Source organism: Streptomyces sp. NPDC031554, assembly GCF_055580685.1.
In genome coordinates, this window is record NZ_JBVIKX010000002.1 from 724439 (window position 1) to 746250 (window position 21812).

Annotated in this window: 20 protein-coding genes; 11 read left to right on the forward strand and 9 right to left on the reverse strand. The window is 73.9% G+C overall.

The window, feature by feature from the left end:
* Nucleotides 1-21: 21 nt before the first annotated feature.
* Nucleotides 22-495 (forward strand): MarR family winged helix-turn-helix transcriptional regulator, encoded by a 474-nt coding sequence (locus tag ACZ5FU_RS08580; protein ID WP_451530577.1) that lies wholly within the window; start codon nucleotides 22-24, stop codon nucleotides 493-495.
* A 388-nt stretch (nucleotides 496-883) separates the two neighbouring features.
* Nucleotides 884-2074: a zinc-dependent alcohol dehydrogenase gene (locus ACZ5FU_RS08585; RefSeq protein ID WP_451530578.1), complete on the forward strand. Its 1191-nt coding sequence runs from the start codon at nucleotides 884-886 to the stop codon at nucleotides 2072-2074.
* A gap of 92 nt (nucleotides 2075-2166) precedes the next feature.
* Here ACZ5FU_RS08585 and ACZ5FU_RS08590 read toward each other — a convergent pair whose 3' ends face one another.
* Together ACZ5FU_RS08590 and ACZ5FU_RS08595 are read right to left on the reverse strand one after the other, a co-directional pair.
* Nucleotides 2167-4371, reverse strand: a complete 2205-nt coding sequence (locus tag ACZ5FU_RS08590; protein ID WP_469045107.1) for an OmpL47-type beta-barrel domain-containing protein — start codon at nucleotides 4369-4371, stop codon at nucleotides 2167-2169.
* A gap of 14 nt (nucleotides 4372-4385) precedes the next feature.
* On the reverse strand, nucleotides 4386-6899 hold the full coding sequence (locus ACZ5FU_RS08595) for a ThuA domain-containing protein (protein ID WP_451530579.1): 2514 nt from the start codon (nucleotides 6897-6899) through the stop codon (nucleotides 4386-4388).
* 198 nt (nucleotides 6900-7097) lie between these two features.
* Between ACZ5FU_RS08595 and ACZ5FU_RS08600 the strand changes: the two genes are divergently transcribed.
* Entirely contained in the window at nucleotides 7098-8063 is a 966-nt protein-coding gene (locus ACZ5FU_RS08600; protein WP_451530580.1) for a multicopper oxidase domain-containing protein, read from the forward strand.
* Between the two features lie 146 nt (nucleotides 8064-8209).
* Entirely contained in the window at nucleotides 8210-9262 is a 1053-nt protein-coding gene (locus ACZ5FU_RS08605) for a LacI family DNA-binding transcriptional regulator (protein WP_469045099.1), read from the forward strand.
* Between the two features lie 15 nt (nucleotides 9263-9277).
* Here ACZ5FU_RS08605 and ACZ5FU_RS08610 read toward each other — a convergent pair whose 3' ends face one another.
* On the reverse strand, nucleotides 9278-10069 hold the full coding sequence (locus ACZ5FU_RS08610; protein ID WP_451530582.1) for a VOC family protein: 792 nt from the start codon (nucleotides 10067-10069) through the stop codon (nucleotides 9278-9280).
* A gap of 255 nt (nucleotides 10070-10324) precedes the next feature.
* On the opposite strand from ACZ5FU_RS08610, the gene ACZ5FU_RS08615 reads away from it, so the two are divergent.
* On the forward strand, nucleotides 10325-10570 hold the full coding sequence (locus tag ACZ5FU_RS08615; protein WP_451530596.1) for a WhiB family transcriptional regulator: 246 nt from the start codon (nucleotides 10325-10327) through the stop codon (nucleotides 10568-10570).
* Nucleotides 10571-10800: 230 nt separating this feature from the next.
* Here the strand turns inward: ACZ5FU_RS08615 and ACZ5FU_RS08620 are convergent, their stop codons facing one another.
* The 4 genes from ACZ5FU_RS08620 to ssgD all read right to left on the reverse strand — a co-directional run bounded on the left by ACZ5FU_RS08620 (nucleotide 10801) and on the right by ssgD (nucleotide 15239).
* Nucleotides 10801-11778 carry an acyl-ACP desaturase gene (locus ACZ5FU_RS08620; RefSeq protein WP_468646427.1) on the reverse strand — a complete coding sequence of 326 codons (978 nt, stop codon included), beginning with the start codon at nucleotides 11776-11778 and terminating at the stop codon, nucleotides 10801-10803.
* A 230-nt stretch (nucleotides 11779-12008) separates the two neighbouring features.
* Nucleotides 12009-12785 (reverse strand): dimethylargininase, encoded by a 777-nt coding sequence (ddaH, locus tag ACZ5FU_RS08625; protein WP_451530584.1) that lies wholly within the window; start codon nucleotides 12783-12785, stop codon nucleotides 12009-12011.
* Between the two features lie 129 nt (nucleotides 12786-12914).
* The gene (locus tag ACZ5FU_RS08630; RefSeq protein ID WP_451530585.1) at nucleotides 12915-14537 is read right to left on the reverse strand and encodes an ABC-F family ATP-binding cassette domain-containing protein; all 1623 of its coding nucleotides are present in this window, start codon (nucleotides 14535-14537) and stop codon (nucleotides 12915-12917) included.
* A 285-nt stretch (nucleotides 14538-14822) separates the two neighbouring features.
* Nucleotides 14823-15239: a spore wall synthesis regulator SsgD gene (ssgD, locus tag ACZ5FU_RS08635; protein ID WP_451530586.1), complete on the reverse strand. Its 417-nt coding sequence runs from the start codon at nucleotides 15237-15239 to the stop codon at nucleotides 14823-14825.
* Between the two features lie 224 nt (nucleotides 15240-15463).
* Between ssgD and ACZ5FU_RS08640 the strand changes: the two genes are divergently transcribed.
* Together ACZ5FU_RS08640 and ACZ5FU_RS08645 are read left to right on the forward strand one after the other, a co-directional pair.
* Nucleotides 15464-16654: a WD40/YVTN/BNR-like repeat-containing protein gene (locus ACZ5FU_RS08640; RefSeq protein ID WP_451781522.1), complete on the forward strand. Its 1191-nt coding sequence runs from the start codon at nucleotides 15464-15466 to the stop codon at nucleotides 16652-16654.
* Nucleotides 16655-16703: 49 nt separating this feature from the next.
* Entirely contained in the window at nucleotides 16704-17030 is a 327-nt protein-coding gene (locus ACZ5FU_RS08645; protein ID WP_451530588.1) for a plasmid stabilization protein, read from the forward strand.
* Between the two features lie 40 nt (nucleotides 17031-17070).
* Here ACZ5FU_RS08645 and ACZ5FU_RS08650 read toward each other — a convergent pair whose 3' ends face one another.
* The gene (locus tag ACZ5FU_RS08650) at nucleotides 17071-17367 is read right to left on the reverse strand and encodes a YciI family protein (protein WP_451530589.1); all 297 of its coding nucleotides are present in this window, start codon (nucleotides 17365-17367) and stop codon (nucleotides 17071-17073) included.
* 48 nt (nucleotides 17368-17415) lie between these two features.
* Between ACZ5FU_RS08650 and ACZ5FU_RS08655 the strand changes: the two genes are divergently transcribed.
* Together ACZ5FU_RS08655 and mmpA are read left to right on the forward strand one after the other, a co-directional pair.
* Entirely contained in the window at nucleotides 17416-18126 is a 711-nt protein-coding gene (locus tag ACZ5FU_RS08655) for an endonuclease V (protein WP_451781524.1), read from the forward strand.
* 186 nt (nucleotides 18127-18312) lie between these two features.
* Complete coding sequence (gene mmpA, locus ACZ5FU_RS08660) at nucleotides 18313-18459, forward strand: morphogenic membrane protein MmpA (RefSeq protein WP_451530591.1); 147 nt, start codon at nucleotides 18313-18315, stop codon at nucleotides 18457-18459.
* Nucleotides 18460-18569: 110 nt separating this feature from the next.
* Here mmpA and ACZ5FU_RS08665 read toward each other — a convergent pair whose 3' ends face one another.
* Nucleotides 18570-19748 (reverse strand): saccharopine dehydrogenase family protein, encoded by a 1179-nt coding sequence (locus tag ACZ5FU_RS08665; protein ID WP_468646425.1) that lies wholly within the window; start codon nucleotides 19746-19748, stop codon nucleotides 18570-18572.
* A 203-nt stretch (nucleotides 19749-19951) separates the two neighbouring features.
* Here ACZ5FU_RS08665 and ACZ5FU_RS08670 point away from each other — a divergent pair, with 203 nt between their 5' ends.
* Both ACZ5FU_RS08670 and ACZ5FU_RS08675 read left to right on the forward strand, forming a co-directional pair.
* Nucleotides 19952-21127, forward strand: a complete 1176-nt coding sequence (locus tag ACZ5FU_RS08670; protein ID WP_468836582.1) for a CaiB/BaiF CoA transferase family protein — start codon at nucleotides 19952-19954, stop codon at nucleotides 21125-21127.
* A partial coding sequence (locus ACZ5FU_RS08675) for a thiolase family protein (protein WP_469045100.1) occupies nucleotides 21124-21812 on the forward strand: 689 nt, incomplete at its 3' end. The genes ACZ5FU_RS08670 and ACZ5FU_RS08675, both read left to right, overlap by 4 nt.

The following is a 21812-nucleotide window of genomic DNA, read 5'->3' on the forward strand; positions in this document are numbered from 1 at the left end:
GATTCGACTTCGGGAGCGCGCATGGCCGCGGCGGACCTCAACACCCACCCCGGGCACCTCGCCCGGCGACTCCAGCAGGCGCACTACCTGCTGTGGAACGCGATGGTGTCCGAGGAGACCACCTCCCCGCAGTTCGCCGTCCTCAACGCGCTCGTCGCCGAGCCGGGCCTCGACCAGCGCACGGTGGGGGAGCGGGTGGGCCTGGACCGCTCCACCGTCGCCGAGGTGATCGGCCGGCTGATCCGGCGCGGACTCCTCGACAAGGTCCGCGACCCGCAGGACGGCCGCCGCTTCCTGCTCCGCCTGACCGACGAGGGCCTGCGCGTCCACCCCCGGCTGGCCGTGCGCGCGGCCCGGATGAGCCAGGTCTTCCTCGCCCCGCTGTCCGGCGAGGAGCAGACGGTGTTCTTCGACCTGATCCGCCGGGTCGCCGACGCGGCGGAGGGGCTGCGCAACCCGGCGGAGCCCCTGGCGGGACGGGGCGCGGGGGACTAGGGCCTCTCGTTTGGACCAGGCCGGGCTCGCAGGCCCCGGCACCGCACCTCGCCGCGTCGTCGTCGGTCGCCAGGGCTCCGCCCCGACTCCCTCCTCCGCCTCGCGAGGCACGGCACCGGACCCCGCTCCCTGATCCGGCCTGATCTAAACGAAAGACCCTAGACGCCGTCGTCACGACGAGACGCCGTCGTCACCCCTCCGCCCCTCCCGACCCCGACCCGATCGCGGGCGCCGTCCTCCCGCCCCTCCCGGCCCCGGTCGCACGCGTCCCGTGGTCCGGCCGGTTCGTCCGGCGCGGTTCGGATCCGGGGTGCCGGGTACCCGGCCCGCACTCCGGGATCCGCCCGGCACGGCGGGTCCCCGAACTCGCTGGAGGGAGCACGGCACGATGAAGGCAGTGACCTGGCAGGGAAAGCGGGACGTCCGGGTGGAGACCGTGGCCGACCCGGTGATCCAGGAACCCACGGACGCCGTCATCCGCGTCACGTCCACCGGACTGTGCGGCTCCGACCTGCACCTCTACGAGGTGCTCACCCCGTTCATGACCCCCGGCGACATCCTCGGCCACGAACCCATGGGCATCGTCGAGGAGGTCGGCGCCGGTGTCGTCGACCTCAGCGTCGGCGACCGGGTCGTCGTGCCCTTCCAGATCGCCTGCGGCGACTGCTGGATGTGCCTGAACTCCCTGCCCACCCAGTGCGAGACCACCCAGGTCACCGCCGAGGGCATGGGAGCGGCCCTGTTCGGCTACACCCGCCTGTACGGCGCGGTGCCCGGCGGCCAGGCCGAGTACCTGCGCGTCCCGCAGGCCCAGTTCGGCCCGATCAAGGTGCCCGAGGGCCCGCCCGACGACCGCTTCGTCTACCTGTCCGACGTCCTGCCCACCGCCTGGCAGGCGGTCGAGTACGCCGGTATCCCCGAAGGCGGCAGCGTCGCCGTGCTGGGCCTCGGGCCCATCGGGGACATGGCCTGCCGCGTCGCCCAGGTGCGCGGCGCCGGGCGGGTGTTCGGCGTGGACCTCGTCGGCGACCGGCTGCGCCGGGCCCGCGCGCGGGGCGTGGAGACGTACGACCTGCGGAGCTTCGACAGCGAGAAGGAACTGGTCGCCGCGATCCGCGACGAGACCGACGGACGCGGCCCGGACGCCGTGATCGACGCCGTCGGGACCGAGGCGCACGGCAGCACGGTCGCCCGCCTGATCCAGAACGCCTCCGCCCTGCTGCCGAACAAGGTGAGCGGCCCCCTCGCCGAACGCTTCAGCGTCGACCGGCTCGCCGCCCTCCACATGGCCATCGAGCTGGTGCGCCGCGGCGGCACGCTCTCGCTGACCGGCGTCTACGGGGGCATGGCCGACCCGCTGCCGATGCTCACCATGTTCGACAAGCAGATCCAGATCCGGATGGGCCAGGCCAACGTGCGCCGCTGGGTCGACGACATCCTCCCCTACCTCACCGAGGAGGACCCGCTCGGCGTCGACGACTTCGCCACCCACCGCATCCCGCTGGCGGAGGCCCCCAAGGCGTACGAGATGTTCCAGCAGAAGCGGGACGGGGCCGTGAAGATCCTCATGACGCCGTGAGACGGGCGGCATGACGTCCCGGGACGGGCGACCCGGGACGGGTGCCGGGGGCACCGCCGCGCGCGGCGGCACCCCCGGCATCCGCGGGACGTCTACAGGTCCTTGACCCGGATGTCCCGGTACGACACCACGTCCGTCGTGCCGTGCACCTGCAGGCCCAGATAGCCGGAGGCGAACCGCCGCCCGTCCGTGCCCGGATCGTCCGCGCGCGGCGGGGAGAACTCCTGCCCGCCGGTGTTGTCGAACTCGTTGATCAGCACACCGTTGCGGAACACCGAGTAGTGCTGGCCGACCACCCGGATCTCGTAGTCGTTCCAGGTGCCCTTCTGGGTCACGCCGGCCCCGGCCAGGCCCACCCGGTCGAAGCCGTAGACCGAGCCGGTCTTGTACGGGTCGCCGTCGGGCCGGTCCAGCACCTGCACCTCGTGCCCGAACTTGACGGCCGCCCACTCCGGACGCGGCTCCTCGGCCTGGCCGTGGACCCACGGGAAGCGCACGAGCACACCGGAGTTGGCGTTCCCGGTGCCCGGCGCGTCGTCCCGCCACTGCAGCCGCAGCGAGAAGTCGCCGTACTTGCGCTGCGGGAACCACAGCATCCCCAGACCGTCCCTCGTCGTGCCCGAGGTGATCGAGCCGTCGCCGTTCGGGGCGAAGGAGCCGCCGCCCACGTGCTCCCACCGGGCGACGGACTCCGCGCTGCCGTCCATGATCGTGCGGTACCCCTCGGTCTGCCCCGGCCTGCCGATCCCGGACGCGCGGGCCGCGTCGAGGACGGCGCCGTGCTCCCGCTCGTCGACGACCCCGGCCCGCAGCAGAGCGTCCAGGACGGCCCGCACGTGCTTGAGGAACAGGGCGTGGGAGGTCCACTCCCGCTCGTCCTCGATCAGCTCGTTGATCCGGCACCGGTCGTCGGTCACCCGGTTGGGGACCCCGGTGTCGACCGTGCCGACGATCACCGTCGACCGCTCGTCCCACTCGGGGCAGGGGGGCGCCGGCACCCCGCCGCCGGCCACCACCGCGAAGCTCACGTCGCGCGCGGCGGCGGTGTTGCCCGCCCTGTCGCTCGCCCGGTACGTCACCGTGTGGGCGCCGGGCCGGTCGACGACCACCGGCGCGCCGTAGGCCAGGTAGGGACCGCCGTCGAGCGCGTACTCGACGGCCGCGACCCCGGAGCCGCCCGCGTCGCTCGCGCTGACGGTGACCCGGGCCCTGCCGACGTAGGCGCCCGCGGAGTTGCGCGTGCCCTCGACGGTCACGCCCGTCACCGGGGGAGTGGTGTCCCGCGGGGGCGCGGCGACCACCGTGAACGTGACGCTCTTCTCTGCCGACGCGTTGCCCGCCTTGTCGACGGCGCGGTAGCGGACGGCGTGGGTGCCGACCCGGTGGACCATGACGGGGGCGGTGTACGTGCTCCAGTCGCCCGCCGTACCGACCGCGTACTGGACGCGGTCGACGCCCGACCCCGTGTCGGACGCCGTGACCGTCACGGTCGCCATGTCGACATAGGTGCCGTCGGGGTTCCGTTCCCCGCTCACCGTCGCCGAGGTCTCCGGCGCGGTGGTGTCGTCGGAGGGCGGCGCCACCACGGTGAACGCCACGCTCTTCTCGGCGGAGACGTTGCCCGCCTTGTCGAAGGCGCGGTGGCGGACCGTGTGGCCGCCGACCCGGTCGACGACCACGGGCGCGGTGTACGGCAGCCAGTCGCCCGTCGCGTCGACGGCGTACTGGACCCTGTCGACCCCCGACCCGCCGGCCTCGTCGGCCGCCGAGACCGTCACGCTCGCCGACCCGACGTACGCGCCGTCGGCGTTGCGCACGCCGTCCACCGTCGCCGAGGTCTCCGGCGCGGTGGTGTCCTCGCCACTGCCTTCCGTCACCACGAGGATGCCCTGCATCCGGCCGTGCCCGGGGATCGTGCAGTGGTAGAGGTAACGGCCCGGGGAGAGCGTGACCTCGGCGGTGTGCCGGCCGCCCGTGTCGTCGTCCGGGTTGGCCAGGATGTTCAGCTGGACGTCGTCGTTGAACTCGGGGTCGCTCGTCACGAACGTCAGCGTGTGCGGCATCCCCGTGGTGTTGCCGGTCGCCGCGCTGTTCTCGAAGACGACCGTCGCCGGTCCCGCCACCGCCGTCGTCGGCGCCGCCGTGTACGCGGTGATGTCGTCACCGGCCGTCCAGGTCAGCACCTGCGCGGCCGCGGCGGGCGGGGCGGCGGGCGCGTCCTGCCCGGGCCGCGCGGCACTCGGCGCGGCCTGCGGACCGAGCACCGTCAGCACGGCGGCCAGCAGCACCGCCCACACCCTCCGTCGCCCCGTCACCGCGTCCCCCTCACGAGTTGCCCCGCGGCCGGGGTCGGCCCGCCGCCGGTGTAAGTGACCCGCCACAGTGCCGACCTGGCGTCGGAGGTGAAGAAACCGCGCCCGTAGTCGAGGACGTAGAGCGCGCCGTCCGGACCGAACTTCCAGTCCATGAGGTTCCTGATGCCGTCGTTGCCGACCGGCACGATCTTCTTCAACGACTCGGAGTGCACCGGCAGGCCCCCGGCGCCCTGGGTCGCCGGGTTCATCAGCACCGCGTCGCGCGGCTGGTCGCCGTCGTAGAAGTCGCCGACGAACCACTTGCCGTCCCAGTAGGCGGGCCACCGGGCCGGGTTCGCGTTCGCCGCGTCGTAGCGGTAGACGGGCCCGTTCATCGCGGCCTGACCGCCGCCCTTGAGCCAGGGCAGCAGGTAGCGGGCCTCCTCCTGCCGGTACGACGGGACGCCGCTCGCGTCCCGCGGATAGTCCGGGGCGCCACCCTGGGGCGAGTACCAGATGTTGTTGCCGGTGACCGGCGGCAGGTTCACCAGGCCGTCGTTGTTCGGCGACTCGTTCCTCGGGTGGTCGCAGTCGTACCAGCCCAGCGGCTTCGTCGGGTCGGGCAGATTGCGGTCGCGGTAGGGCTGCCCGTTGCCCATGCAGTACGGCCAACCGCGGTTGGACGCCTCGGTGATGACGGCGAACGTGTCGTACTTGGCGGGACCCCACGTCGTCGACGGGACGCTCGCGTCCGGTCCCACCCAGCCCGCGTACAGGACGTCGGTCCGCCGGTCGACGGAGATGCGGGCGGGGTTGCGGACCCCCATCACGTAGATCTCGCCGCGCGTCCTGCCACCGCCCTCGGCGGTCTCCCGCCCGGTGAAGAGGTTGCCCCGCGGCAGCGTGTACGTGCCGTCCGGCTCCGGGTGGATGCGCAGGATCTTGCCGTTGAGGTTGTTGGTGTTCCCGGCGGTGCGGCGCGCGTCGGCGAAGGAGAGGCCCTTGTAGTTCGGCTGCGGGTTGTTGCCGGAGTAACCGTCGCTGAAACCGCTGGAGTTGTTGTCGCCGGTCGCGATGTAGAGGTTGTCCCGGGAGTCCCAGGCCATGCCACCGCCGGCGTGGCAGCAACTGTGCACCTGCACCGGCCACTTCAGCAGCACCTTCTCGCTGCCGGGGTCCAGCCTGTTCGTGGCGGGGTCGAGCGTGAAGCGGGAGACGCGCCGCTCGGCCGTCCGCTTCTCGCGGTCGAGGCCCGAGTGGGGCGTGTAGTGCAGGTACACCCAGCCGTTCTGCCCGAACCGCGGGTCCAGCTCGATGCCGAGCAGCCCCTCCTCGACCTTGACCAGCTCGTCGCCGCCGCCCTTGTTGCCGAACACGGTCAACGCGCCCGCCAGGGTCACCTCCTTCGTCGCCGGGTCGTAGACGTGGATCTCGCCCTGTCCCTTGCCGACGTCCGGATCGTTCCAGTCGGTGACCACGGGCCGGGAGGAGTCGGCGCCGCCGCGGCCGATGTACAGCACCCGCCCGTCGGGTGCCGTGACCAGGCCGTGCGGCTCACCGATCTGGTCGTTGCGGCCCGGCTGGTTGGGCCGGGTCAGCCGCTCGGCCCGGTAGTTCGCCGCGATCGTCGCCTTGCAGTCGGCCCGGACCAGCCGGGTCGTCCACAGCAGGGCGCCCCGCAGGTGCGCGCGGAAGTCCGTCTCGTCGTAGGCCGACGCCGTACCGCCCATGCCCGTGTAGAAGGACCGGCCGCCGTCGTAGTCCCGGCACCAGCTGATCGGGTGGTCGGCACCGTTGGCGCCCGCGCCCGGCCGGTACGTCGACTCGCGCACCCGGGCGACGGTGTGCACGGTGCCGGAGGGGTTGCGCGTCCAGTTGGGCCACCGGTCGGGGCGCTTCCACTCGACGGGGAGGTCCTTTCCGGCCGGGTGCCCGCGGTCGCCCACCTCGACGGTGGCCCGCTGCACGTCCGCCGGGCCGTTCGCCGCCGGGCGGGCGCCGATCAGGCCGGTGAACCAGTCCGAGTAGGGTTCCGCGCGTGCCGCGTCGTGGAGGCCGACGAAACCGCCGCCCGCCTCCATGTAGGCCTCCAGGCCCGCCTCCTGCTCGGGATCGAGCACGTCACCGCCCCCGGTCAGGAACACGACGGCGTTGTAGCCGCCCAGCCGCGCCCCGTCGGTGAAGACCGAGGCGTCGTCGGTGGCCTCGACCTCGAAGCGCTGGTCCGCCGCGCCGGTGAGGCCGATGTCCTCGATCGCCTCGATGCCGGCGTCGACGACCGGCGACTCCTCGCCGGCGGCCGCGGAGCCGTGGAAGACGAGGACGTTCACCCCCGGACCGCCCGGCGGCGACTTCACCGACATCGTTGTCAGCGATGGCTCCGGCGCCGGGCGCGCCTGCACGGCGGGACCCGACAGCAGCCCGGCGGTGACGGCCCCGGCGGCCACGGCGGCCGCCCTGGCCCGTCTCCTGCGGCGTCCGGCCCCGCGCGCACCGACCGCCCTCGTCGTGCTCAACCCTCGTAAGTGCATGGGCACCTCCCTGGTCACAGCGACAGCGCCAAGGAAGCTAGACCCCTTTGCCCGGCGCGCCAAGGGCAATGACCGCAATGGCACGAACTTTGTCCTGGGTGTGGATGAACGGCGGAACGACCGGTACCGTCGCACGGGTTCCTCGCGCTCGTCACAGGTACGCCTTCGCAAGTGCCGTATCAGGAGGGGGAGTTCCGCATGGACAGACGCGGTTTCAACCGGCGGGTGCTGCTCGGCGGCGCCGCGGCGGCGACATCGTTGTCACCGACCGTCTCCCGGGCCGCCGACGCCGTCTCCCGGGCCGCGGCGGCCCCGGCCGGCGGCCAGGTGCGGCACCTCAGGCTGTACGCGGAGAAGCTCCCCGACGGGCAGCTCGGCTACGGCTTCGAGAAGGGCGGGGCGACGGTCCCCGGCCCGCTGATCGAGGTGAACGAGGGCGACACCGTCCACATCGAGTTCGAGAACGCCCTGGACGTGCCGGCGAGCCTGCACGTGCACGGCCTCGACTACGAGACCTCCAGCGACGGCACGGCGCTGAACCACAGCGACGTGGAACCGGGCGGCTCGCGCACCTACACCTGGCGCACGCACCTCCCCGGCCGCCGCGCGGACGGCACCTGGCGGGCCGGCAGCGCGGGCTACTGGCACTACCACGACCACGTCGTCGGCACGGAACACGGCACGGGCGGCATCCGCAAGGGCCTCTACGGACCGGTGATCGTCCGGCGCAAGGGCGACGTCCTGCCCGACGCCACCCACACGATCGTCTTCAACGACATGACGATCAACAACCGGCCCGCCCACGGCGGCCCGGACTTCGAGGCCGTGGTGGGCGACCGCGTCGAGTTCGTGATGATCACGCACGGCGAGTACTACCACACCTTCCACCTGCACGGACACCGCTGGGCCGACAACCGCACCGGCACGCTCACCGGCCCCGACGACCCCAGCCGGGTCGTCGACAACAAGATCGTCGGTCCGGCCGACTCCTTCGGCTTCCAGGTGGTCGCGGGGGAGGGCGTGGGGGCCGGCGCGTGGATGTACCACTGCCACGTGCAGAGTCACTCCGACATGGGGATGGTGGGTCTGTTCCTGGTGCGCAGACCGGACGGCACGATCCCCGGCTACGAGCCCCACGGCCCCCACGAACCCCACGAGCACTGACCACGAACCCCACGACCACCGACGACGAACCCCACGAGCGCCGACGGGCCCGGACGGCGGCCTCGCCGCCCCGGTGGCGAGAGCGCTCTCACCTCCTCCCCGCCGCGGCTATCCTGAGCCGCACCGCACCGAGGAGGAGCCCCGAAGTGAGCGACACAGCGCCCCGTCCCACGCTGGAGGCAGTGGCCGCACGGGCGGGGGTGTCGCGGGCGACCGTCTCACGGGTCGTCAACGGCGGCGACGGGGTGCGCGAGCCGCTCGTCGAGCGGGTCCGGCGCGCCGTGGACGAACTCGGCTACGTCCCCAACCAGGCCGCGCGCAGCCTGGTGACCAAGCGGCACGACGCCGTCGCCGTCGTCATCGCCGAACCCGAGACCCGGGTCTTCGCCGACCCCTTCTTCGCCCTGCAACTGCGAGGCATCAGCAAGGAGCTGACCGCCCACGACAACCAGCTCGTGCTACTGCTCACCGAGGGCCGCGACGACCACGTCCGGGTCGCCCGCTACCTCGCCGGCGGCCATGTCGACGGTGCCCTCGTCTTCTCCCTCCACATCGACGACCCGCTGCCCGGGCTGATCCAGGGCGCCGGGGTGCCGACGGTGTTCGGCGGCCGCCCCGGCTGGGGCGACGGCACGCGCGACGTCAGGTACGTGGACAGCGACAACCGGGGCGGCGCCCGGGAGGCCGTGCGGCACCTGGTCGGACTCGGCCGCACCCGCGTCGCGCACATCACCGGGCCGCTGGACCAGACCTCGGCGGCGGACCGGCTCCAGGGCTTCCGGGACGTGCGGGGGGACGCCGACGCGCGGCTCGTGGTGGAGAGCGACTTCACCCCCGGCGGCGGTGAACGCGCCATGCGCGAACTCCTCGACCGCTGCCCGGACGTCGACGCCGTGTTCGCCGCCAACGACCTCACCGCCTCGGGCGTCCTGCGCGTGCTGCGCGAACGCGGACTGCGGGTGCCCGAGGACGTCGCCGTGGTCGGCTTCGACGACATGGTGCCCCTGGCCGAACAGACCGACCCGCCCCTGACCACGGTCCGTCAGGACATCGAGGAGATGGGCCGCATCATGACCCGCCTCCTGCTGCGCGGCCCGGACCGCCGCGGCGCCGGGGGGTCAGCCCGGGACGCCGGAGCACCGGCCGCCCCGAACGGCCTGGTCCTGCCGACCACCCTGGTGCGCCGCGCCTCCGCGTAGGGCGTGCCCTCGCCCTCACCCCTGCCGGGGTTCGCTCCGGATCACCGCGAAGCGCGCCCCGTCCGGATCGGTCAGCTTGGCGATCCGGCCCGTGCCTGCCACGTCCGCCGGTGCCGCCCGGACACCGCCGCCCAGCTCCCCGGCCCGCGCCGCGACCGCGTCGACGTCCACCACCTCGACGTACGGCAGCCAGTACGCCGGGTACGGCGCCTCCGCGGGGTCGTCGGCCAGCGGCACGAACCCGCCGAACACGGACTCCTCGCCCGCCCCGGCCGGATTCACGCTGGTGTACGTGCCGGTGGGCGAGGGAACGCCCGCGGTCTCCAGACCCAGGACGGCCCGGTAGAAGGCGGCCGCCGCGGCGATGTCCGGGGTGTACAGCTCGACCCGGCACAGCGAGCCCGGCTCGCCCGCCACGTCCACGCCCTCGAACCGGTCCGGCTGCCAGATGCCGAAGGGCACCCCCGCCGGGTCGGCGACGATCGCCATGGTGCCCCGGTCCATGACCTCCAGCGGCGGGAACAGCACCCTGCCGTGCGCCCGCTCGGCCGCCTCGCAGGTGGCGGCCGCGTCGGCCGTCCGGAAGTAGACCGTCCACGCCGGCGGGCCCTGCTCCGGAGAGGTCTGCATACCGCCCGCCGCGGTCCTGCCGTCCAGCTGGAAGAAGCCGTAGCCGCCGGCGTCGGGCCCCGCCGACCGGAACCGCCAGCCGAAGAGGGCGCCGTAGAAGGCGGTCGCGCGCCCGACGTCGGACGTGCCGATGTCGAGCCAGTTCGGGGCGCCGTCGACGAAACGGGTGGTGAGCATCGTCGCCCTCCTCGAGAGTCCTGTGCCGCGCACCGCCCCCGGGGCACTGCCGCCGTGCGCCGTTCCCCTGCTCCTGCTCTGCCGAGTCTCGCACCGCCCACCGGAGCCCGCTGCCGGAGCCCGCACGGCGGGCCCGGCGCGCCGCCGTGCGCCGCGGTGTTCCCGGGGGGCACCATCAGTGCGGCCGGGGCCCTGCCGGAGCGCGTATATCCGGCGTTGATGGAACGTTTTTCGCCGCGCGTCACGATGCTGCCCATGTACACCGACACGATTCCCTCCCCCGACCTCGCCTGGCAGCGGCAGGCACTGTGCGCACAGACCGGGGCGGACTTCTTCTTCCCGGAACCGGGCAGCTCGGTGCGGGAGGCCAAGCGCATCTGCGGCATGTGCGAGATGCGGTCCGCGTGCCTGGACTACGCCCTCGCCCACGACGAGCGCTTCGGCGTGTGGGGCGGCCTGTCCGAGAAGGAACGCCTGCACCTGCGCCGTGCCGCGCGCTGAGCGGGCGGCACGGCGGGGAGCCGGCGCACCCCTACGGCCGCATCGCGGGGGTGCGGCCGACAGGCGGGGCAGCCGAGAGGCGGGGCGGACGGGGGCCGGGGCCACGGGGGCGGCCCCGGACGCCGCACACGCGAACGGCCCGCACCGGGACGCGCTCTCCGGTGCGGGCCGTTCGTGAGGCGCCGCGGTGCCGCGATGCGGCGGGGTCGCTGTGCCGCTGTGCCGCGGGGTCAGCCCACGGCGCGGGCCGCCATGCGGGCCTTGCGCGCCGCCAGCTTCTCGTCGAACTTCAGGGCCTCGGCGTCCAGACCGCCCATGAACAGGCCGAGCTCCTCCTGCGCCTTCAGGCCCTCCGGGCCGAGGCCGTCCAGCTCCAGGACCCTCAGGTGGCGCAGGACGGGCTGGAGCACGTCGTCGTGGTGGATGCGCATGTTGTAGACCTCGCCGATCGCCATCTGCGCCGCCGCCCGCTCGAAGCCGGGCATGCCGTGGCCGGGCATGCGGAAGTTCACGACCACGTCGCGCACCGCCTGCATGGTCAGGTCGGGCGCCAGCTCGAAGGCGGCCTTCAGCAGGTTGCGGTAGAAGACCATGTGGAGGTTCTCGTCGGTCGCGATGCGCGCCAGCATGCGGTCGCAGACCGGGTCGCCGGACTGGTGGCCGGTGTTGCGGTGCGAGATGCGGGTCGCCAGCTCCTGGAAGGCGACGTAGGCCACCGAGTGCAGCATCGAGTGGCGGTTGTCCGACTCGAAGCCCTCGCTCATGTGGGCCATCCGGAACGCCTCCAGCTTGTCCGGGTCGACCGCGCGCGAGGCGAGCAGGTAGTCGCGCATCACGATGCCGTGCCGGCCCTCCTCCGCCGTCCAGCGGTGCACCCAGGTGCCCCAGGCGCCGTCGCGGCCGAACAGCGAGGCGATCTCGTGGTGGTAGCTGGGGAGGTTGTCCTCGGTGAGCAGGTTCACGACCAGCGCGATCCGGCCGATCTCGGTGACCTTCGACTGCTCCTTGCCCCAGGCCTCGCCGTCCTCGAAGAGACCGGGGAAGTTGCGGCCGTCGCTCCAGGGCACGTACTCGTGCGGCATCCAGTCCTTGGCGACTTTCAGATGCCGGTTCAGCTCGGTCTCGACCACTTCCTCCAGGGCGTACAGCAGCCGGGCGTCGGTCCAGACGGCGGAGGGGCTGCCGAGGTTCGAGGAGGTGATCGTCACGGGGGTGCTCCAGGGGACGTGGGGTACAGCGGACTGCGTCCGGCGGGCGGCGCCAGAACTTACGGGATCGTAGGCTACGAACCCGTAGGTTACGTAGCCGTAGATTAAGTTCACTGTAAAGATCGCTGATCAGCGCCCTTTCCGGCAGGCGCCCCGAGAGGTTTCCGGACATGCCGGAGGGTCCCGGGACGCGCAGGTCGCGGGGCCGGGCGGGTGGTGCGATCACCCGGTCAGGCGTACAGGCCCCGCAGTCGCACCGAGAGACACGTCACACATCCCTCGAGCTTCTCGAACTCGCCGATGTCGACCACGACGGGCTCGTACCCGAGGTCGGAGAGCAGGTCCGCGGTCCTCGGCGCGCTCGCGGCGATGAGCAGTTTCGGGCCACCGAGCAGCACCACGTGGGCGCCCGACTCCTCGGGCACCGACAGGAACCGCGGGAACAGCGCCGGCCGGTCCACCTTCGGGATGTGGCCGATCACCGTCCCGTCGGGCAGCGCGGTGACCGCCGACTTCAGGTGCAGCACCTTGCTCACGGGGACGGCCACGACCCGCGCCCCGAGCGGCTCGAAGGTCTCCCGCACCTGCTGGACGCCGGCCGCGTCGGTGCGGCCGCTGCGGCCCACGTAGAGCGTGTCACCGCACTTGAGCACGTCGCCGCCGTCCAGCGTGCCCGGCTCCCAGATCCAGTTGACCGAGCAGCCCAGCCGGGCCACGGCCTCCTCGACGCCGGCGGTCTCCGCGCGCCGGGACTCGGCGCCGGACCGCGCGATCAGGGCGACGTTGCGGTACATCACCACCGTGTCCTCGACGAACACGGCGTCCGGGCAGTCGTCGTCGGGCTCCACCTCGACGGTCTCCCAGCCCGTCGACCGCAGGGCCTCGGCGTAGGCCTCCCACTGCTCCAGGGCGAGGTCCACGTCGACCGCCACGCGCTCGACGTGCGTCACCAGGCCTTCGGCGAGGCGCGGGCCGGGGCGGCGGATGAGGGCCTTCTTGCTGGGCACGTCCGGATCTCCGAATCGGCGGTGGCTGACCGGCGCCGGGCGAGGGGCGCCGGTCAGCCATCATGCCGGGCCGGTCCGCCACGGCGAAACCCCCGCCGCCGTGCCGTGGCCCTCCCGGGACCCGGCGCGCTACGCGGGGTCCGCCAGTTCCCGCGCCGAGCTCTCCCGCAGTTCCCCGTCCAGCAGCAGCCAGCGGGTGATCCCGATCGACTCCAGGAACGGCAGGTCGTGACTGGCCACGATCAGGGCGCCCTCGTAGGACTCCAGGGCGGTCGTGAGCTGCCGCACGCTCGCCATGTCGAGGTTGTTGGTCGGTTCGTCCAGCATCAGCAGCTGCGGCGCGGGCTCGGCCAGCATCAGCGCCGCCAGCGTCGCCCGGAACCGTTCGCCGCCCGACAGCGTCGCCGCCTTCCGGTCGGCGCGGGCACCCCGGAACAGGAAGCGGGCCAGCCGGGCCCGGATCCGGTTGTCGGTGGCGTCCGGTGCGAAGCGGGCCACGTTCTCGGCGACCGTCAGCCCGTCGTCGAGGACGTCCAGCCGCTGCGGCAGGAAACGGAGCGGCACGTGCGCGCGCGCCTCGCCCGCCACCGGGGCCAGCTCCCCGGCGATCGTGCGCAGCAGCGTGGTCTTGCCCGCGCCGTTGCGCCCCACCAGCGCCACCCGCTCGGGCCCGCGCAGGTCGAGACCGCCCTCCACGCGCGCGCCGTGCGCGAGCCGCAGGTCCAGCAGGGTGAGCACCTCACGGCCGGGCGGCACGGCCGTGTACGGCAGCTCGACGCGGATCTCCGCGTCGTCGCGCACCGCCTCGACGGCCTCGTCGAGCCGCTCCCTGGCCTCGGCGAGCTTCTCCTCGTGCAGGATGCGGTGCTTGCCGGCGGACTCCTGCGCCGCCCGCTTGCGCGCCCCCATCACGATCTTCGGCTCGCGTTTCTGGTCCCACATCTTCTGGCCGTACCGCTTGCGCCGGGCCAGTTTCATGTGGGCCTCGGACAGTTCGCGTTTCTGCTTGCGCAGGTCGGACTCGGCGACGCGCACCATGCGTTCGGCGGCCTCCTGCTCGGTGGCGAGCGCCTGCTCGTAGGCCGAGAAGTTGCCGCCGTACCAGGTCACCTCCCCGTCGCGCAGGTCGGCGATCTGGTCGACGAGCTCGAGCAGCTCCCGGTCGTGGCTGACGACGACCAGCACGCCCGGCCAGCCCGCGACGGCCGCGTACAGGCGCCGCCGGGCGTACAGGTCGAGGTTGTTGGTCGGTTCGTCGAGGAGCAGGACGTCCGGCCGGCGCAGCAGCAGCGCGGCCAGCCGCAGCAGCACGGACTCGCCGCCGGACACCTCGCCGACGGTGCGGTCCAGGCCGATGCGGCCGAGCCCGAGTTCGCCGAGGGTGGCCAGGGCGCGTTCCTCGACGTCCCAGTCGTCGCCGAGGGTCTCGAAGTGTGCCTCGGACGCGTCGCCGCCCTCGATGGCGTGCAGCGCGGCGCGGCGGGCGGCGATGCCGAGGACCTCGTCGACGCGGAGGGCGGTGTCGAGCGTGACGTTCTGCGGGAGGTGACCGATCTCGCCGGCCGTGCGGACGGTGCCGTCGGAAGGGGTGAGCCGGCCGGCGATCAGCTTCAGCAGGGTCGACTTGCCGGAGCCGTTGACGCCGACGAGTCCGGTCCGGCCGGGGCCGAAGGCGACGTCGAGCCCGTCGAGGACGGGGGTGCCGTCGGGCCAGGTGAAGGAGAGGGACGTGCAGGTGATCGAATGTGACAAGGGGGCCTCGCGGTCGCGTGTGCGGTCAGGACGACACGTGTCGAGACACCGGGAGCGGCGACCACCTCGGGAACGGGGAGCGCGGGGCCAGGGGAACGCGGAGCGGGAACCCGCTCCGTGAGGACGGCCGGAACGCCGAGGTCGCACGCGACGCCCGCACCCCGGAAAAAAATGGGGGGTGCGGCGTGGTGTCTCAGGACCTCAGACGAGCAACGTCCTTCTCCTGTCGGCGGCAACAGATGCGTGACAGACCGTAGGAGGGGCCGGGAGGGGCTGTCAACGGAATTAAAGAGCGTCCCCCATCAGCTCCTCCAGGTCGCGGTCCAGGTCGAGCTGCAGGTGCTCCAGGCCGGCCGGCACCAGTTCGCCGGTCGCCTCCAGGAAGCGCCGGATCTCCGCCGAGTGCACGTGCACGATCGCCGTGCCCTCCGGCGCGTGGAACTCCAGCACCGTCCGGTCGTACCCGTACGGCCGCACGCGCACGTCCCCGTGGCCCTCGGCGTCGTGCAGGCCCGCGGTGAGCAGATCGCGGGCGAAGGTCCAGCAGACGTCCACGCCCTCCAGGGTGGCCGGGGCCGGGAAGGTCATACGGACGGCGAAGGGGTCACGCCGGTCGTAGTGCAGCGTGGCGGGGATGCTCTGCATCCGCGGCGCGGCGGCGACCAGGCGCGCCTCGACGGGCTGCTCGATGACGATGGACAACGCCTTGCTCCCTTGTGACGGCGGGACGGACTACCGGGTGGGTGGGGCCGGACACTGGAAGAGACGCCGGAACCGGCCGATGCGTGCACACACGGTCCGGGTGACCTCGGTCACCGCCTTTCATGCATACGAGTGACTCACCTCTCCTGCCGTGCCCGCGCGGACCGGTGGGGCGATCGAGGGCATCTGGACGCCACCGGGGCGGTGGACTAGCTTCGCCCGCCATGAGGCCCTTGGGGAAGACGCGACACACGATCAGTGCGGCACGCACGGCTCCGACGAGGCACACGGGGCGCGCGGGGCGGACGGCTCCGGCGAGGCGCGCGGGGCGGACGGCGGCGGTGGGGGCGGCCTGCGCGGCGGTGCTGGCCGTGCTGACGGCCGTACCCGCACCCGCCCAGGCGCAGGCCAGGGCGCACGGGGGCGGGCCGGCCGGCCACGCGCCCGCGTGGGCGCTCAAGGACACCGGGACCCCCGCCGTCCGCTTCCGCGGGCTGGCCGCGGTCGACCGGGACACCGCCTGGGTCGCGGGTACGCGGGGCACCGTCCTGCGCACCACCGACGGCGGCGCGAGCTGGCGGAACGTCTCCCCGCCCGGCGCCGCCGACCTCCAGTTCCGCGACGTGGAGGCCTTCGACGCGCGGCACGCCGTGGTGCTGGCCATCGGCGAGGGCGAGGCCTCCCGGATCTACCGCACCGCCGACGGCGGTGCGACCTGGACGGAGTCCTTCCGCAACACCGACGCACGGGCCTTCTACGACTGCCTGGCCTTCTTCGACCGCCGCCACGGCCTCGCGATGAGCGACCCGGTGGACGGCAGGTTCCGCATCCTGTCGACCGGTGACGGCGGCCGCTCCTGGACGGCGCTGCCGGACGCGGGCATGCCGCCCGCCCTGCCGGGCGAGGCCGGCTTCGCGGCGAGCGGCCAGTGCCTGGTCCCCGCCGGCCCCCGGGACGTGTGGCTGGCCACCGGCGGCGCGGCACGCGCGCGCGTGCTGCACTCCGCGGACCGGGGGCGGACCTGGACGGCCACCGACGCCCCGGTCCCGGCGGGCGATCCCGCGCGCGGGGTGTTCGCGCTCGCCTTCCGCGACCGCGCGCACGGCCTCGCGGTCGGCGGTGACTATCGCGCCGGCGAGCCCTCCCCGTCGGCCGCCGCCGTCACCGGTGACGCGGGCCGCACCTGGCGGCCCGCCGGCACGCCCCCGCCCGCCTACCGCTCCGGCGTCGCCTGGCTGCCGCACAGCCGCACCGTCGCCCTCGCGGTCGGCCCCACCGGCACCGACCTGACCACCGACGCCGGCCGCACCTGGCGCACCCTCGACACCGGCTCGTACGACACCGTCGACTGCGCCCCGGACCACGGCTGCTGGGCCGCCGGCGAACAGGGACGGGTGGCACGCCTGGAGAAATGAGCCGTCGCGGGGTACCCGGGAGGTGCGGACACGAGAGGAGTGAGCGCACATGCCACGCGGTTCCAGCCCCAAGCGGGAACGCCAGTACGAGCACATCGAGGAGAGCGCGCGGGAGCGGGGGGAGAGCCCCGGCCGGGCGAAGGAGATCGCCGCCCGCACGGTGAACAAGGAACGCGCCCGGTCCGGAGAGTCGAAGACCGCGAGCCGCACCTCCACGCAGGACAAGTCGTCCGGCGAGCGGGGCGGACAGCGGTCCGGCGGGGGCTCCGGGGGACCCACCTACGACCAGCTCTACGAGGAGGCCAAGCGCCGTGGCGTCCACGGCCGTTCGGACATGAACAAGAGCCAGTTGCAGCGCGCGCTGGGCAAGGACTGACGGCGGGCGGGGAACGACGGCCCGGCGCGGCCGGACCCGGTCAGCCGGGTCCGCTCCGGTACCGCTCCAGCGCGGGCGCCGTCTTCGTGGCCTCGAACTCCGTGACGCGGTACGCGCACACACCGGCCAGGACGAAGGGGTCGCCGGCGGCGACCGCCTCGATCGTGGCGCGGTCCTCCGCGACGGCGAGGATCACCCCGCCGTCGCGGGGGTTCTTGCGCCCGGACGCCAGGAACACCTCGCGCGCGTACTGTTCGTCGAGCCAGGCCACGTGGTCCGGCAGGACGGCGTCCACCGCGTCCAGGGGCGCCGTATAGGTCAGTTCCAGTACGAACATGATCGCGAGCCTACGCCGTCCGGGGCGGCCCGTAGGCTCGTCCCCACCATGACGACAGTGAACATTCCGGCAGTGGACATTCCGGTGGGCTGGCCCACGACCGAGGAGGAGGCCCGCGCCGTCCAGGACGAGCTGCGGGTGCGCGTGGTGCTCGGCGAGGCGGGGCCGCCGCCCGGCACCGGGCGGGTGACCGGAGTCGACGTGGCCTACGACGACGAACGGGACCTGGTGGCCGCGGCGGCCGTCGTGCTGGACGCGGTGAGCCTCGACGTGGTCGCCGAGGCCACCGCCGTGGGCCGGGTCCCCTTCCCGTACGTCCCCGGCCTGCTCGCCTTCCGCGAGATCCCCACCGTGCTCGCCGCCCTGGACGCGCTGCCCCGCGACCCCGGCCTGGTCGTCTGCGACGGCTACGGCCTGGCCCACCCGCGCCGTTTCGGCCTCGCCAGTCATCTCGGCGTCCTCACCGGCCTGCCCACGATCGGCGTCGCCAAGAACCCGTTCGCCTTCGCGTACGCCGACCCGGCCGCCGCGCGCGGATCCGCCGCGCCGCTGCTGGCCGGGGACGAGGAGGTGGGCCGGGCCCTGCGCACGCGCGCGGGCGTCAAACCGGTCTTCGTCTCGGTCGGCCACCGGGTGAGCCTGGACAACGCCTGCGCCCACACCCTGGCCCTGACACCGCGGTTCCGCCTGCCGGAGTCGACCCGGCGGGCGGACGCGCTGTGCCGCAGGGCACTCGCGGAGGCGGCCGTCCACCACTGACCGTCCACCACTGACCGTCCGTCACCGACCGTCCGTCACCGACCGGCCGCGCGACGCACTTCGGCGGCCCGCCGCCCGGCTCCGGGAGGCGGCGAGCGGGCCGTCGACGCCTGCCGGGGCCCGAGCGCGCCGAACTGAGTATCCGTACGGATGTGAGGTCCGGCGCATGCCGGGCAGTCTGACCATATGACGACGCACCGAGCTCCCAAGCCCCTCGCCGCCCCCGACCGGCCCGTCGAGCGCGCCGTGAACGCCGCACTGGTCCTCGCCGTCCTGGCCGGGCTCGGCTGGATCGTCGGCATGATCTACACGCTGGTGGAGTGGCCGGTCTGAGGACCCGCCGGACGACGATCGGCCCGGCCCGGCCCCGGACCGGAAGCCCCGGCCCCGGACCGGAAGCCGCGAGGCGCTGACCGACAGGGAGCACCGGCACCGGCCCGCGGTCAGCGGCTCGCCGCCACCCGGAAGCCGATGCCCGCCGCGCGCAGCCGTCCGGTCAGCGCGTCGCCCATCGCCACCGCCGTCGTGACCTGCCCGGCCGTCTCCGGCAGGTCGTCCAGGGCCAGGGCCAGCGCGGCCTCGGCGAACATCTTCGCCGTCTCGTCGTAGCCGGGATCCCCGCCGGAGACCTCCGTGTACACCCGCCGGCCGCCGCCCTCGCCCACGAACCGGACGGAGAACCAGCTGCGCGCCCGCTTCTCGGCGCTCGGCCCCCTCCCGGGCCTCAGCCGGTCCGACAGCCACCGCCGGGCGGGCGGCACCTGGGCGGCGGCCAGCAGCGCGCCGACGGCCGCGGTCCCGCCCACCGCGACGGGCAGTCGCCGTACGGCCGCGTAGTGGCGGTAGCGGAAGTCGGGGCCGTAGCGCTCCAGGGCCCGCGCCGAACGGCGCACGATCTGCGGGTCGATCGTCGGCAGGGGCAGCGCCCAGGCGCCGACCTCCGGCGCGAACCGGGGCGCCCCCAGCGGTGCCGCGGCCCGGCGGCCCATCAGCCGCGGCTCGTGCCGGTGCCGTTCGCGGGCCGCGGCCGCCAGCTGCCGGCCGCGGGCGAACTGCCCGAGCGCGGAGGCGAACGTCCCGCCCGAGAAGGCGGCGTCGACGGTGACGTAGCCGTCCACCGTCAGGGGCACGCCCTCCGGCAGCTGCCGGACGGTGAAGTACGCGCCCAGGTCGTGGGGGACCGAGTCGAACCCGCACGCGTGCACCAGCCGGGCGCCCGTCTCCCGCGCGCGGGCGTCGTGCCGCACGTACGTCAGGTCCACGAACTCCGGCTCGCCGGTGAGGTCGAGGTAGTCGGCGCCGGCGTCCGCGCAGGCGGCCACCAGCTCCTCGCCGTACGTCACGTAGGGGCCGACGGTCGTGGCGACCACGCGCGCGTGCCCGGCGAGCGCGCGCAGCGAGGCCGGATCGGACACGTCCGCCCGCAGCACACCGGGCTCCGCGCCGCCCGGCAGCCGGTCGCGCAGCCGTCGCAGCCTCTCCTCGTCGCGGCCGGCGATCGCCCACCGCAGGTCCCGGGGCGCGTGGGCGGCCAGGTACTCCGCGGTGAGCGTCCCGACGAAGCCGGTGGCCCCGAAGAGCACGATGTCGTAGGGGCGGTCCGCCGTTTTCAGCCTGCTCATGACACTCCTTGGTCCCGCAGCCCGTGCCGCTGTCGCCGGCTGAGGCTAGCGTGAGGACGGCGGAGCCCGCCGACCGAGGTGCCGGGGGCGCGCCCCGGCTCCCGCAAACTGGCCAAGCGCTTGCTCGCCACGTCTTGTGTCCGCCGGAACACGTTCTTAGCATCACTGGTGTTACATCGGTTGTGTCACATCTAGGGAGCCGGATGACGACGACGCCAGACACAGCGGGGCACGGTCCGCTCACCGGGGTGCGCGTGGTCGAGCTGGCCGGCATCGGGCCCGGCCCCTTCGCGGCCATGCTGCTGGCCGACCTCGGCGCCGACGTCGTCCGCGTGGACCGCCCCGGCGGCCCCTCCCTCGGCATCGACCCGGCCCACGACGTCACCAACCGCAACAAGCGCTCGGTGCTCGTGGACCTCAAGGCACCGGACGGCCCCGCGCGCGTGCTCGACCTCGCCGCCCGCGCCGACGTCCTCCTCGAAGGCAACCGCCCCGGCGTCGCCGAGCGTCTCGGCGTCGGTCCCGAGGCCTGCCACGCCCGCAACCCCCGGCTCGTCTACGGCCGGATGACCGGCTGGGGCCAGGACGGTCCCCTCGCCCCGCGCGCGGGCCACGACATCGCCTACATCGCCCTCACCGGCACCCTCGGCATGATCGGCACCCCCGGCACGCCCCCGCCCGTCCCCGCCAACCTCCTCGGCGACTACGCGGGCGGCGCCCTCTACCTCGTCGTCGGCGTCCTCGCCGCGCTGCACCACGCGCGCGCCACCGGCACCGGGCAGGTCGTCGACGCCGCCATCGTCGACGGCACCGCCCACCTCTCCGCCATGATCCACGGCATGCTCTCCGCCGGCAGCTGGCAGGACCGCCGCGCCGCCAACCTCCTCGACGGCGGCTGCCCCTACTACGGCACCTACGAGACCGCCGACGGCGGCCACATGGCCGTCGGCGCGCTGGAGCCGCGGTTCTACGACGAGTTCGTCCGCGTCCTCGGCCTCGAGGGCTTCGCCGACGCCCGCACGGACTGGACCCGCTGGGGCGAGCTGCGCGAGGCCGTCGCGGCCCGCTTCGCCTCCCGCACCCGCGCGCAGTGGACGGTCCGCTTCGAGGGCACCGACGCGTGCGTGGCGCCCGTGCTGTCGCTGCGCGAGGCCCCGCACCACCCGCACCTGGCCGCCCGCGGCACCTTCACCGACCACGACGGCCTCACCCAGCCCGTCCCCGCGCCGCGCTTCTCCGTCACCCCGACGGCCGTGCGCGGCGGACCCGCGCCGCCCGGGGCCGACACCGCGGCGGTGGCCCGCGACTGGGGCGTGCCCCGGCTCGCCGCACCCCCGGACACCCAGCACCCCGACCCTCAGCGAAAGGCCTCCCCGTGAGCACCGAAGCGTACGTGTACGACGCGATCCGCACCCCGCGCGGGCGCGGCAAGGCAGGCGGCGCCCTGCACGGCACGAAGCCCATCGACCTCGTCGTCGGGCTCATCCACGAGCTGCGCGGGCGCTTCCCGGACCTCGACCCGGCCGCGATCGACGACATCGTGCTGGGCGTCGTCGGGCCGGTCGGCGACCAGGGCTCCGACATCGCGCGGATCGCCGCCATCGCCGCCGGACTGCCCGACACCGTGGCGGGCGTGCAGGAGAACCGCTTCTGCGCCTCCGGTCTCGAGGCCGTCAACCTGGCCGCCATGAAGGTCCGTTCGGGCTGGGAGGACCTCGTCCTGGCGGGCGGCGTGGAGTCGATGTCGCGGGTGCCGATGGCCTCCGACGGCGGCGCCTGGTTCAACGACCCGATGACCAACCTGGCCGTCAACTTTGTGCCGCAGGGCATCGGCGCCGACCTGATCGCCACCCTGGAGGGCTTCTCCCGCAGGGACGTCGACGAGTACGCCGCCCTCTCCCAGGAGCGGGCGGCCACCGCCGTCAAGGAGGGCCGCTTCGACCGCTCGCTCGTCCCCGTGCGGGACCGGAGCGGGCTGACGGTCCTCGACCACGACGAGCACCCGCGCCCCGGTACCACCGCCGACTCGCTCGCCCGGCTGAAGCCCTCGTTCGCCGACATCGG